This is a genomic window from Weissella cibaria (assembly GCF_004521965.1).
Taxonomy (GTDB): Bacteria; Bacillota; Bacilli; order Lactobacillales; family Lactobacillaceae; genus Weissella; species Weissella cibaria_A.
Map to the genome: position 1 here is coordinate 1 of NZ_SDGK01000017.1, position 13581 is coordinate 13581.

The window sequence follows — 13581 nt, forward strand, 5'->3', positions numbered from 1 at the left end:
GGCAACATTTCCTTGGCCAAGGCCTTAGTTGCTGGCAAAAAACGAGTTCCCAAACCCGCTGCTGGTATAATAGCCTTACGTACTGGCTTCATATAAATTTACTTCCCTTCTTGTGAAACTGGACGACCCATCAATTCATTGATGGCCCCCTTGATATCTTGGCCTTCGTACAAGACGCGATAAATTGTAGATGTAATTGGCATTTCAACGTGCTTCTTCAAGGCGAGCTCGTGCGCAACCTTGGTTGTTGAAATACCTTCGATGACCATCCCCATATTTTCGACGATGTCATCAAGTTTCTTACCTTCACCTAATTGCACACCCGCACGATAATTACGTGAGTGCACTGACGTGGCAGTAACAAACAAATCACCAACACCTGACAGGCCCATGAATGTAATTGGGTTCGCACCAAATGCTTGACCCAAACGGCTAATTTCAGCCAACCCACGAGTGAACAATCCTGCCTTGGCGTTTGCATCAAATCCTAGGCTCTCAAGGGCCCCTGCACCAATAGCAATCACGTTCTTGAGAGCCGCCCCAAACTCGGCTCCAATCAAATCAGTATTCGTGTATACACGGAAGACATTATTAGTAAAAGCTGCTTGCACACGTTCGGCAGTGGCCAAATCTTCGCTAACAGCTGATACCAAAGTTGGGTCATGCTTGATAACCCCTTCAGCGTGTGACGGACCAGAAATAATTCCAAGTCCCAAACGTTGCGTCGCTGGTACCTCTTCAGCAAGCATCTCTGATGCGCGCTTGTAAGTACCAGGCTCCAATCCCTTTGTTGCGGCAATCAACACAATCTGTTGATCCAACTCTGCCAAGACTTCAGACAAGTGCTTTGATACCTCACGTGTGGCCTTCGTTGGCACGACGCTCAACACGATGGTTGCATCACGCACAGCCTCAGTCATATCTGCAGTGGCAACGACACCCTCGTCGAGTGGGTTATCACCAAGATACTTGTTGTTGCGGTGTTGCTCATTAATCTCAACTACTTGTTCAGGCTTGTACGTCCATAGACGCACGTCATGCCCGTTCTCGGCAGCAACATTTGCAAGGGCCGTTCCCCATGAACCGGCGCCAAGCACTGCAATCACTTCATTGCTCACAATGTTCCTCCTTGTTGTTAGTGCTGGTCTAACGCCAAAACTAACACAATAATAATACCATAAACCATTAAGTTGAAAATACTTTAAAGTGAAAACCCCGTCACAACGGGGTTTTCTTAAGAATTTCGATTAATTTTCCGAATTTTCGGCAATTAAACGATTTAAATTATCATTAAATGTTTCTGTGGCATCAAAGCCCATCTTCTTAGCACGGAAATTCTTAGCCGCCGTTTCAATCAAAACAGCCAAGTTACGACCAGTTTGAACTGGCAACACAAAGCGTGGCAAATCGACACCTTGGATGCGAATGTTCTCTTCGCCGTTACCAAGACGGTCAACCTTTTGATCATCTGTCCACTTAGCCAAGTGCAGGTTGAAGGCAATCGTTGCGTGCGAACGCACCGCGCCCGCCCCAAACAAGTTCATGACATCAATAATTCCAACGCCACGAAGTTCCATCAAATTACGCAAAATAGCAGGTGGCTCACCAACAAGGCGTTCCTCATCTTGCGCGTACACGTCAACACGATCATCCGCAATTAAACGGTGGCCACGTTGCACCAATTCTAGCGCGGTTTCAGACTTACCAACCCCTGAATCACCAGTAATCAGCACACCAAGCCCAAAGATATCAACCAGAACACCATGAACAGATTGGCGTTCTGCCAAACCACCACTTAAGAAGTAAGACATATTCGACAAAATTCGTGATGATGTCAAATCAGTTGCCAATACCGGAATCTTTGCCTCTATTGCAGCTTGCATAAACTCTTCTGGCAATTGACGTCCGGTTGAAACGACAAAAGCTGGTGTGTTTGGTTGCATCATCTTACGTGCAACCATCAACAACTCATCGTGGTTCATGCGGTGGGCAAACGACGTTTCCGTAATTCCCATCAACTGAACGCGTTCTGGTGCATAGTAATTGAAGTACCCAGTCATTTCCAAACCAGGCCTTGAAATATCTGCCGTTATAATTGCACGATCCAGATACTCCTCACCAGCCACCAAGTTTAAGTGCGTGTTGGCCAGCAAATCTTTAACTGTAATCTTCTTTGCCATATCCGTTGTCTTCCTTATTTTTTAGCGTCGTCTTTACGACTAAAGTAACTTGAGATAATCAAATTAACAATCGACATCACCACTGCGATGAAGACTGCCCAGCTAAAACTAGCGAAGCGGAACCCATCTCCAATAATCTGCGAGGCGAGCCACAATACTACCCCATTCACAATTAACCCAAACAAGCCAAACGTTAAAATAGTAAGTGGCAGCGCCAATATTTGGAGCACAGGCTTCACTAAAGCATTTAACACACCTAAGATTAATGCTGCTAAGATAGCTGTCCCAAAGTTACTAATGTAAAGACCTTGGTGGAACAATCCCGCCAAGGCAAGCAACATTACTGCGTTGATTAGCAATCGTTGCCAAAACGAGAAACGACGAAAAGTAACTGTTTTCATATTCATCCCCCAGGATTTAATACTTTCATTATAGTAAACCATATCACAACATGTTATGAAGAAACAATAAAGCGCCATTTGCATCACACAAATGGCGTTTTTTCAAACTACTGTTGTTTTGGCGTAAACAGATTATCGAATGGTGATTGTCCGTTATTAGCTACCTGTGTCAAAAACATTTTTACCGCTTGTTGCGTTGTTAAACCATTGCGACGAAATACCTCATCGGCTGCATTACGAATCTCTTCTTCAATACGAATTTGAATTAGCTTCTCCATGGTCATATCCCCCAATCACATGTAACTTACATACATATTATAGCGCATAAAACTACACATAGCCTTAAATTGGCTATTTCCAGGACACAATTGGATGCAAAAAACGCCGGTCCGAAGACCGACGTTTTCCGCTTGGCAACGCTAGAATTGACATGCTCTAGCTCATGTGGTGGTTGCCCACCAGTCAACGTACACCAACGGTCGAAACCGAAGTTAGTCATGTGTAGAGAAGCGAGTTCCACAACTCCCTATCTCATCCTCCAGCAATGCGGCTGTTATATAAGGACCGTTTACAAAGATCAAAATATGATCTCCTCGACTCATCGCATAGTAGTAATTATACACACTCTGCTAACCATATGCAAGTAAAAGAAATTCGGACACGCAATGACAAACTTTCACAACATTTTAGGCTATAATGCAAATGAAATCACAAAAACCAATCACTGTTTAATCTCATAAATATCTCACGGTAAACGCTTACATTATTGTATCATTAGGTATATAATAAAATACAACAAAGGAACACATACATATGTGCTTCCTAAGGATTACAAAAGGATGGTACAGAACCATGGCAGAAGATAAGATTGCATATAAGAACATTTTGGCGCCCGTTGACGGTTCAAAGATTTCAACGGTGTTAGTTGAGAAGGCAGCTGCAGTTGCCGTTCGTAACAACACGACGTTGGATTTGTTGTACATCATCGATACAAACTCATTGTCAGGCTTGGCCGGCATGTCAATTTCTGGTGATGTGGTTTACCAATTGGTACAAGACGCCGAAGAAAAGTTGGCTAAGTACCAAGAACTTGCTCACAACGAAGGCGCTAAGGATGTTAACATCCACGTCCGTTTCGGTTCACCAAAGACGGTTATCGCCCACGACTTCCCTGCTGACCACGGTAACGAATTGATCATGCTTGGTAAGTCAGGCTTGAACACGTTGGAGCGTTTGTTGGTTGGTTCAGTTGCTTCATTCGTTGTTCAAAACGCCAAGTCAGACGTTTTGATTGTTCAATAGTTAAAAAGAACAAGAAAGACGTCGACCAAACTCACAGGTTGATGTCTTCCTTTTTTGGACACAGAATCATCTAGCCGTTTTCTAGAACTAGTGGTATGATAGTACCCATCAACGTTTTGTTAAAATGCTATTAGAATAGTTTTTAATTTCTCATTATTCGATAAAGTTGAGGATCCATCTATGAAGATTATCGGTAACACGTTGGAGACGATTCACAAGTTTCGTCACGAGAATGTTAGTCAGCGTCTAGTGTCAGATCCATTTTTGGCAACTAAAGCTGCATTGGGTGCAAATCGGAACATTAAATTGCAGCTCTTGTACTTGGACACAAACGACACCTTCTACTTGGTAGAAAATACCTCATCAATTGCACGTTCATTGCAATATAATGATGGTGCCGTGATTGTAAGTGAATGGTCAACGGTTGATTTTATCGCTTTGATGCAAAGCTATGATAAGCCCGGCTTTGATAACTATTTCCAACTTTTGGTCAACAACACCGCTGCTGCGCGTGATGCCCAAACGGAAGGTGCTGGTTAACGTAAAAAAGCCATGTCTCAACTTCGAGACATGGCTTTTTTACGAATGCTCTACTTTGCTTCCTTCACAACATCGATTGATGTGACCTTAACTGGGGCAACTGGCTTTGACTTTTCGCCTGAGCCATTATCCTTTACCTTCTGGTCAGAAATCTCATCAACAACCTTCATCCCAGAAATAACTTGGCCAAATACCGTGTAAGATCCGTCCAATGATGGGTTTCCACCTTTCTTGTAGGCTTGGAAGATTTTTTCTGGATAATCAGATTGGCTAATCTTACTTGTTTGATCATCGTTGTTTTGGTTAATGAAGAATTGTGAGCCGTTGGTATCAGCGCCGGCGTTGGCCATTGATAGGGCCCCACGAATGTTGAATAGTGACTTACTAATTTCGTTCTTGAAACCATTACCACTATCAATCTTCTTATTCTTGCCCTTCCAAATTGACTCACCACCTTGGCCAGTTCCCTTTGGATCACCACCTTGAATCATAAAGTCTTTTACAACCCGGTGGAACGTTGTGTTGTTATAATAGCCCTTTTTAGCGTGTGTAATAAAATTCTTTACTGCCAATGGTGCATACTTGTTGAACAACTTAATCTTAATGTTTCCCTTTGACGTATGCATCACCACTTCACTTTCGTTCTTGGCAACCTTGGTTAATAGTTGTGGCGTTGGTACGTTTGGTTGTTGTGCGGACTTCATGGCAAAGCCGACACCCCCAGCAACCAAGATGATGGACACAACGGCAATAATAATTTCTGGTTTAATCTTTTTCATGGATTAGAAACTCCCACCTGTCGTTATTCTGCTAAGACACAGTACAACTGATTATACGTTGCTTAGCCTTAGAAAAACATCAAATTTCAACATTCCATAAATATTTGTAAACCTGATCGATAATTTTTTCGTCATCACAGTCGTTGCTTTAATATGTATCCGGACAGGGAAAGGCCCGTTTTTTAGACACAAGAAATTTTGAGAGAGAACTTGCGTCTAAAAGGTAAATTTAGCTTAAAACGTGAGTAGCCGCATAATTTACCTATCAGGAGTATTGATAATATTCCTCTTAATTTCTTATTTTACCAGTGTTAAATCATCTAGCATAAAAATTCTCGTATTGTTATGCCATATTCACTAATCATAAATACCCCAAACTATTTTCCGGACACAGCAAAAAACGCTACGGAACTTCATGTCCAGTAGCGTTTTTTGATTAACGATTTGTCATCTTAAATTCCAAGAAATAATCGTTGTATTGACCAACCCAGTATGGGCCAAGATCTTGATACACTTCCAAGTGTGACAAAGTCTTTTCGGCTGGGTACCATTGCTTATCATCACGAATTGACTTTGGCAATAGCGACTTACCGGCCTTGTTTGGTGTGGCATAGCCAACATACTCAGCATTCTTTGCTGCGTTCTCTGGCTGACTCATAAAGTTCAAGAAAGCATATGCAGCTGGCTTATTTTTAACCGTCTTTGGCATCACAATGTTATCGAACCAGAGGTTACCACCATCTAACGGTACTACGTAATGCAAGTGGCTATTTTCAGCAATCATTTCTGCTGCATCCCCTGAGTAATCCACCGCCAAGGCCGCTTCATCTTGGGCCATGTACATCTTAATTTCATCGGCGACAATCGCCTTCACGTTTGGCATCAAAGTGTCCAACTTTCCCTTTGCTGCAGCCAATTCAGGAATACTCTTGGTATTAACCGACTCGCCACTTGAAGCAAGCGTCATCCCCATGATGTCACGTGATGAATCAATCAACATGATTGAATTCTTGTACTTTGGGTTCCATAAGTCGTTCCACGTCTTGATGTCACCCGCCTTAACATATTTGTCGTTATAAACAATTCCCAACGTACCCCAGAAATAAGGTACTGAGTATTGATTGCCACGATCAAATGGTTGATTCATAAAGCGCTTATCATAATTATTCAAGCCTGTTAACTTACTGTGGTCAAGCTTAACCAACATATGAGCCTTCTTCATTTTTTGAATCATGTAGTCAGATGGCACCGCTAAATCATAGTGCGTCCCACCTTGTTTAATCTTTGTGTACATTGCTTCGTTTGAGTCAAATGTCTCATAGTCCACTTTGTACCCAGTTTCCTTTTGGAACTTCTTAATCAATGACGGATCAACGTAGTCACCCCAGTTGTAAATCGTCAAGGTCTTATTTGAACCAGTCTTCAATCCTGATTCCGCCGACTTTTGTAGCGCAACGTTAATGCCAAACAACAAAGCGACAACGGCCAGGATAATCCCAGTTAACCATGCTAATCTCTTCATTATTGATGCACCACCATTCCTGCCGCGCCGCCACGCTTCTTCTTACTTGACTTCACACTGTAGTTAGAAATGAAGTAGTAAACGATTACCAACAGCAATGATAGCAAGAACATCAATGCTGATAGCGCGTTAATTGACAAATCGATTCCTTGACGGGCACGTGAGTAAATTTCAACTGACAACGTTGAGTAACCATTACCTGTCACGAAGAACGTCACTGCGAAATCATCAAGTGAGTACGTAATGGCCATAAAGAAACCAGCCAAAACACCAGGCCAAGCATATGGCAGCACCACACGTGACAACACTTGATAGTTTGAGGCACCCAAGTCGCGGGCCGCATCAATCAAGGCTGGGTTCATTTCATTCAAACGAGGCAAAACCATCAACACAACAATTGGAATTGAGAAGGCTATGTGTGATAAGACCACAGACCCAAAGCCCAAGCTCATGCCGATCATCGTAAAGAAAATCAAGAAGCTAGCACCAATGATAACATCTGGTGATACCATCAACACATTATTCAAAGACAACAACAGATTCTTCGTTGCCCGGTTCTTTGTATTGTAGATGCCCAAAGCACCGAAGGTTCCAATCAGCGTTGCAATCACTGATGAAAGTAAGGCCACGATAAACGTATTAACCAAAATTTCCATCAATCGTGAATCCGCAAACATGTCCTGGTAATGACGCAATGAGAAGCCGGAAAAGCCATTCATGTAGTCACCTTTATTGAATGAGTAGAAAATTAAATAAAAGATGGGCGCATACATCAAGATGAACACGAAGACCAAGTAAATGTACGACCACTTCTTTGGCTTATTATCCACGACGGCGACCTCCCTTCTTCTTACGATCACGCGTGAAGAACATTGTTGCAGCCATCGCGATAATCAAAATAACGCCGATGGTTGATCCCATTCCCCAGTTTTGCGTCACCAAGAAGTGTTCCTCGATAGCAGTTCCCAAGGTAATGACACGATTTCCACCAATCAAACGCGTAATCATGAACAATGACAGTGTTGGAATAAAGACGGCCTGAATACCAGCTTTGACGCCACTCATTGACATTGGAATGATTACCTTGGTTAATGTTTGCCAAGGCGTTGCCCCCAAATCACGGGCTGCGTTAATCAAACTGCGATCCAGCTCAACCAATGAATTGAAGATTGGCATAATCATAAATGGAATTTCAATGTACGCCGCCACAATCATAAATGATGTGTCCGTAAACATAATTTGGTGTGAACCAATGCCGATGAATGACAAAAAGTTATTCACAGTTCCTGTCTTAGAAAACAGACCGATGAACGCATACGCCTTCAGCAACAAGTTCACCCAAGTTGGCAAAATGACCAACAACAACCAGAATTGGGCATTCTTTAAACGACTCATAATATAAGCCATTGGATAACTAATCAATAATGTAATCAACGTCACGATAAAGGCGAAGAACACAGAATTAAATGTCATCCGTAGATACGTTCCTGAGCTAAAATAGGTCGCATAGTTGTCGAGCGTAAAGTGGCCGTAGATGTTGCCAAATGATTGCACAACCAACAGCACAACTGGCGCAACGACAAAGAGAACGAGCCACAAAATGTACGGAACGGTGTAGCTGAAAGTTCTCTTATTGCTCATCAGCGCTCTCCTCTTCAGACTCGTCGTACTGCTCCAAACGAGCATCAAAATCTTCTTCTGATTCATTCAAACGCATGATGTGGATATCTTCAGGGTCAAAGTACAACCCACGTCGCTCACCAAGACCAGCCGGGTTAGTGGCTTGGACCTGCCATTCGTTTTGATCATCATCGTGCGCGGTAATTTCGTAGTAATCCCCACGGAATGACTGATCATCAATCGTCACAACAAGCTTACCATCTTCTTCAGCGACCAAATCTAAGTCTTCCGGACGCAAAACGACTTCCACTTGTTCGTTTGGTCGCATACCACCGTCGACGTTTTCAAATTCCTTGCCGGCAAATGACACCAAATAGTCTTCACGCATCACACCAGGTACAATGTTTGATTCACCGATAAAGTCGGCAACGAAATGATTAATCGGTTCGTCGTAAATATCAACCGGCGTACCGTTCTGAACGATTTCACCTTCGTTCGTGACGAAAATCCAGTCTGACATTGCCAACGCTTCTTCCTGATCGTGGGTCACGAAGATAAACGTGATACCCAAACGCTTTTGGATCTCGCGCAATTCGTATTGCATATCCTTACGCAACTTGTAGTCCAAGGCTGACAATGGTTCGTCGAGCAACAACACTTCAGGGTCGTTAGCCAATGCTCGCGCAATTGCCACACGTTGTTGTTGTCCACCAGACAATTCAGAGATTTCACGGTCCTCATAGCCACCCAACTTGACGAGTTCCAGCATTTCAGCGACCTTGGCCTTAATTTCATTCTTCGGTTTACCCTTAATCGACATTCCGAAGGCAACGTTCTCAAAAACATTCATGTTTGGGAACAATGCATAGTTCTGGAAAACCGTGTTAACACGGCGCTTTTCAGCTGGAACGTCATTAATGCGTTCCCCTTCAAACAGGATGTCACCTGATGAGGCTTCCAAAAATCCAGCAATCAAACGTAAAATCGTTGTCTTACCTGACCCAGACGGTCCCAACAAGGTATAGAACTTTCCTGATTCGATTTCTAAATCAACAGACTTTAATACGACTGTATCATCATATTGCTTAGCCACGTGCTTAAATTCAATAATGGGTTGTGCCAATTACTGAGTACCACCTTTCTTTACATAACCTTTATTTTACCAAAAATAAGCAATTTTGTATGTTACGGTACATAACAAAACACACGCTCCGACAACTCGAAGCGTATGTTTTTTACTATTCTTCCCACAATGGTCGTAGGATTTTTTGATAGGCATCACTGAACTTGCGATCACCAGCTAGCACAACAAAATCACTTAGATGCTCTGGTAAATCTCATCGCTCATGAGGTTGATCATGCAAAATAGCTGCGTAAATATCAAAGAAGCGTTGCTGACCACGACCAAACACCATCACATCAGCTGGATCAGTATCGGGTACCTGCGCTACCTGCAACAAGGTTTCTTCTAACTCTCGCTTACCAAGCAAGATAGCCCGTAATAACGGCCATTCGAAAATATCAAGTACTGTATTTTGGTTGATATAACGTTGATCAAATTTCCGCATCGCCCGATTCAACAATTGTGCCCACATTTGAATTCCTGCCGGATTTTCAATGTGTAGCATGGCATACCGTGCCACACGGAACTCAGCGTACATCCAGGTTTCCATCGCCATCAATTCATCACTGATTGTCTTACTTAATTCAGTAGCCGCTGGACTTTGTAACCAATTCTGGTGCACAAATAATCCATCCAAGGCCTTAATTCGAAGTATGCCTCCAAATCCTTGCGTTGATGATCAGTCTCGTATTTTAAATACATTGACCTTGCAAGCGCATCATAGTCAAGCGGTTGAATATGCTGCCAACTATATTGATACCAACTCGAGTTGATGACATTAATCAAACGGCGGCTCAAAACTACGTCGATGTCGCTTGGCATCAGGTCTAATAGATGCATTTAATTTCAATAATTTTTTTAGTTGCAGATAACCATTATCATTGTAAGCCTTATATAGCCTGTAAGTCGAAACATATGCGTCAACCACCATACCAGGTGTCACATGCTTTTGCTTGATAATCCAGCGGAACACGTCACCGTAGTGATTAAACATTTCTTCTGGTGGTAACGTTGAAAACTTCGGTAGTTGCACATGTTCATTCGGCTTTACCCAAAACTTTGACGCACCAACTTGGAATTCAGTCCATAACGCGCTCAAATCAAAGCTCATTAAGCACATCTTCATCACTGCGATTTTCCGGCTGTAAGAGTAATCTATCAATTGCAGCCATGTGAATCGTTAATACCAAATTATAAATATCACTATTCAAAAAATTATGAAAATTAGACATGCCCACAGCGTACCGACATACAATTATTTGAACTTATCAGCTGAAATGGTCGGTGCAATCGATGCAAAACCGACCAGGTCAATCATCATGAACGCTTCCAAGCGTTACTAAACGCTGAAAAATAGCTTCATCTTGATCTGGGTGATATTACCTTCACGCAATGCTAGTGCATAAGCAAAGATCAACCGTCGCAAATCGGTATCCAGGTCATCCAATCCGCTTGCGCGATTTGCCAATTTTGCGAATGATAGGGTCAGCGCGTCCATAATCGTCATAATGTCAAACAACGGCATATCAATTTCACCATCGATAAACCGATAATAGCGGGACTTACTAATGCCCAAAACTGCTATTTTTGCTAAAGAGATCTGTTTCTCTCGCCTCACATCATTGATCATTTGACCAATCGTCTTTAACATAGGAAACCTCTCCTCTAAACTATGCGACTCTCAAAAAAGCGGTTCAAAACACTCCTGTTTCAAACCGACTCATGGGAATGTTGCTAGCCCAATTCTTATTAGTAGTGAGAATTGAGGAAAATCAGGCTAACAACAACTTTGATTATAACAATATGACTGTTTTGTCCTGATTAATTCCCGTTTATTAATAGGTGACGCTTACTATTTAAGCAGATTGTCGAGAAAAAGGCCACGAAATCGGACTGGAAACAAAAAAGGATGAAGATAACTCGTAAGAATTATCTTCATCCTTAATTTTTCAACTCAATTAGTAAGTGAGTCGCTGGCAATTAAAATTACTCAGCGTCTGAACCCTTACCGTACTTTGAAATGATGTCTTCTTGAACGTTCTTAGGAACAGCTTCGTAGTGGTCAAAGGCCATTTGGAAAGTTCCACGTCCTTGCGTAGCTGAACGCAAAGTCGTTGCATATCCGAACATTTCTGAAAGAGGAACCTTAGCGTGAATCATCATTGAGTTTCCACGTTGCTCTTGTCCTTCCAACATACCACGACGGGCAGAAACGTGACCCATTGCATCACCCAAGTTATCCTCAGGAACAACGATGTCAACCTTCATGATTGGCTCCAAGATAACGGCACCAGCAGTCTTTGCAGCTTCCCTCAAAGCCAATGATGCAGCAATCTTAAAGGCAGCTTCTGATGAGTCGACATCGTGGTATGAACCATCGTACAACTTAGCCTTCAAGTCAACCAATGGGAATCCAGCCAAAGGACCATTGTTCAATGAGTCCTTCAAACCAGCTTCAACTGAAGGGATGTATTCACGAGGAACCACACCACCAACGATGGCATCTTCGAATTCGAATCCGGCACCTTCTTCGTTTGGTGAGAATTCAATCCAAACGTCACCGTATTGTCCCTTACCACCTGATTGACGCTTAAAGTAACCACGTGCTTGAACAGTTTGCGTGAATGCTTCACGGTAAGCAACTTGTGGCGCACCAACAGTGGCTTCAACGTTAAATTCACGACGCAAACGGTCAACGATGATGTCCAAGTGCAACTCACCCATTCCTGAGATCAACGTGTCACCAGTTTCTGGGTTCGTCTCAGCACGGAATGATGGGTCTTCTTCAGCCAACTTCTGCAAAGCAGTTGACATCTTGTCTTGGTCAGCCTTCGTCTTTGGCTCGATAGCCAATTGGATAACTGGGTCAGGGAACTCCATTGACTCCAAGATCAATGGGTGATCCGTAGCAGTCAATGAGTCACCAGTCGTCGTATCCTTCAAACCGATTAAGGCAGCGATATCACCTGAGAACACTTCGTCGATTTCAGTACGGTTCGTAGCGTGCATTTGTAGCAAACGACCAACACGCTCACGCTTTCCCTTAGACGTGTTCAAAACGTATGAACCTGACTCCAAAGTACCCGTGTAAACACGAACGAAAGTCAAACGTCCAACGAATGGGTCCGTCATAACCTTAAATGCCAAAGCCGCGAATGGCTTGTCATCGTTGGCAATCAAGTCAACTTCTTCTTCAGTATCTGGATCCGTTGCGATGTATGGCTTAACGTCCATTGGTGATGGCAAGTAGTCAACAACCGCGTCAAGCATCATTTGCACACCCTTATCCTTGTAAGCTGAACCTGCAAGAACTGGGTAGAACTCCAAAGCGATCGTTGCGCGACGGATAGCAGCCTTCAATTCTGCTTCAGAGATTTCTTCTCCGCCCAAGTACTTTTCCATGATATCGTCATCAACATCAGCGATGGCTTCAACCAATTCATTGTACTTCTCCTCTGCCAACTCAGCGTAGTCAGCAGGAATTTCGCGCTTCTCCCACTTTTCACCCAAATCATCGATTGGGTACAAAGCAACCTTTTCAATCAAGTCGATGATGGCCTCAAAGTCATCTTCGGCACCGATTGGCCATTGAACAGCCTTTGCGTTAGCGTCCAAACGTGACTTCAATGAGTCAACTGACATTTGGAAGTCAGCACCCAACTTGTCCATCTTATTAACGAAGACGATACGAGGTACTTCGTACGTCTCAGCTTGACGCCAAACTGTTTCAGTTTGTGGCTCAACACCGGCAGCACCGTCAAGAACGGCAACCGCACCGTCAAGAACACGCAATGAACGCTCAACTTCGATAGTGAAGTCCACGTGTCCTGGTGTGTCGATGATGTTAACACGGTATGGTTCCTTGTCGTATTGGTCGTGGAATCCACGCCAAACGGCAGTCGTGGCCGCAGATTGGATCGTGATTCCACGTTCCTTTTCTTGATCCATGAAGTCCATTTGTGAAGCTCCATCGTGAGTCTCACCAATCTTGTGGATCTTACCAGTGTAGTACAAAATACGCTCAGTCGTCGTCGTCTTACCGGCGTCGATGTGCGCCATGATACCAATGTTACGAGTACGTAGCAATGGGTATTCACGCTTGTTAGCCATGAGT

General features: G+C 43.2%; 15 protein-coding genes and 1 pseudogene. 2 read left to right on the forward strand and 14 right to left on the reverse strand.

Annotation, left to right across the window (positions count from 1 at the left end; genetic code table 11):
* The 5 genes and pseudogenes from EST42_RS02750 to EST42_RS02770 all read right to left on the reverse strand — a co-directional run.
* Positions 1 to 92 (reverse strand): annotated as a pseudogene (locus tag EST42_RS02750) (UTP--glucose-1-phosphate uridylyltransferase); the annotation flags it as partial.
* 6 nt (positions 93 to 98) lie between these two features.
* Complete coding sequence (locus tag EST42_RS02755) at positions 99 to 1118, reverse strand: NAD(P)H-dependent glycerol-3-phosphate dehydrogenase (protein WP_134644109.1); 1020 nt, start codon at positions 1116 to 1118, stop codon at positions 99 to 101.
* A gap of 129 nt (positions 1119 to 1247) precedes the next feature.
* The gene (gene hprK / locus EST42_RS02760) at positions 1248 to 2180 is read right to left on the reverse strand and encodes an HPr(Ser) kinase/phosphatase (RefSeq protein ID WP_134644110.1); all 933 of its coding nucleotides are present in this window, start codon (positions 2178 to 2180) and stop codon (positions 1248 to 1250) included.
* A 14-nt stretch (positions 2181 to 2194) separates the two neighbouring features.
* On the reverse strand, positions 2195 to 2581 hold the full coding sequence (locus EST42_RS02765) for a phage holin family protein (RefSeq protein WP_134644111.1): 387 nt from the start codon (positions 2579 to 2581) through the stop codon (positions 2195 to 2197).
* A gap of 107 nt (positions 2582 to 2688) precedes the next feature.
* Positions 2689 to 2859, reverse strand: coding sequence for a type II toxin-antitoxin system RelB/DinJ family antitoxin (locus EST42_RS02770; protein WP_010370047.1), 171 nt, complete (start codon positions 2857 to 2859; stop codon positions 2689 to 2691).
* A 574-nt stretch (positions 2860 to 3433) separates the two neighbouring features.
* Between EST42_RS02770 and EST42_RS02775 the strand changes: the two genes are divergently transcribed.
* Positions 3434 to 3883 (forward strand): universal stress protein, encoded by a 450-nt coding sequence (locus EST42_RS02775; protein ID WP_134644112.1) that lies wholly within the window; start codon positions 3434 to 3436, stop codon positions 3881 to 3883.
* Positions 3884 to 4063: 180 nt separating this feature from the next.
* The gene (locus EST42_RS02780) at positions 4064 to 4423 is read left to right on the forward strand and encodes a hypothetical protein (RefSeq protein WP_134644113.1); all 360 of its coding nucleotides are present in this window, start codon (positions 4064 to 4066) and stop codon (positions 4421 to 4423) included.
* A 50-nt stretch (positions 4424 to 4473) separates the two neighbouring features.
* Here EST42_RS02780 and EST42_RS02785 read toward each other — a convergent pair whose 3' ends face one another.
* The 9 genes from EST42_RS02785 to fusA all read right to left on the reverse strand — a co-directional run bounded on the left by EST42_RS02785 (position 4474) and on the right by fusA (position 13577).
* Positions 4474 to 5202, reverse strand: coding sequence for a peptidylprolyl isomerase (locus EST42_RS02785; protein ID WP_134644114.1), 729 nt, complete (start codon positions 5200 to 5202; stop codon positions 4474 to 4476).
* A 436-nt stretch (positions 5203 to 5638) separates the two neighbouring features.
* Positions 5639 to 6724, reverse strand: coding sequence for an ABC transporter substrate-binding protein (locus tag EST42_RS02790; protein ID WP_134644115.1), 1086 nt, complete (start codon positions 6722 to 6724; stop codon positions 5639 to 5641).
* Positions 6724 to 7497 (reverse strand): ABC transporter permease, encoded by a 774-nt coding sequence (locus EST42_RS02795; RefSeq protein ID WP_167711058.1) that lies wholly within the window; start codon positions 7495 to 7497, stop codon positions 6724 to 6726. Before EST42_RS02795 ends, EST42_RS02790 begins: the two co-directional genes overlap by 1 nt.
* Before the next feature lie 49 nt (positions 7498 to 7546).
* Positions 7547 to 8365, reverse strand: coding sequence for an ABC transporter permease (locus EST42_RS02800; RefSeq protein ID WP_134644117.1), 819 nt, complete (start codon positions 8363 to 8365; stop codon positions 7547 to 7549).
* Entirely contained in the window at positions 8355 to 9467 is a 1113-nt protein-coding gene (locus tag EST42_RS02805) for an ABC transporter ATP-binding protein (protein WP_134644118.1), read from the reverse strand. The genes EST42_RS02800 and EST42_RS02805 overlap by 11 nt, the downstream gene beginning before the upstream one ends.
* A gap of 214 nt (positions 9468 to 9681) precedes the next feature.
* On the reverse strand, positions 9682 to 10104 hold the full coding sequence (locus EST42_RS02810; protein WP_167711056.1) for a hypothetical protein: 423 nt from the start codon (positions 10102 to 10104) through the stop codon (positions 9682 to 9684).
* A 141-nt stretch (positions 10105 to 10245) separates the two neighbouring features.
* Positions 10246 to 10593 (reverse strand): hypothetical protein, encoded by a 348-nt coding sequence (locus EST42_RS02815; RefSeq protein WP_134644120.1) that lies wholly within the window; start codon positions 10591 to 10593, stop codon positions 10246 to 10248.
* Between the two features lie 213 nt (positions 10594 to 10806).
* A complete protein-coding gene (locus EST42_RS02820) occupies positions 10807 to 11118 on the reverse strand; it encodes a helix-turn-helix transcriptional regulator (RefSeq protein WP_134644121.1) in 312 nt (103 codons plus the stop codon).
* A gap of 335 nt (positions 11119 to 11453) precedes the next feature.
* Entirely contained in the window at positions 11454 to 13577 is a 2124-nt protein-coding gene (gene fusA / locus EST42_RS02825) for an elongation factor G (protein WP_134644122.1), read from the reverse strand.
* Between the last annotated feature and the right edge of the window lie 4 nt (positions 13578 to 13581).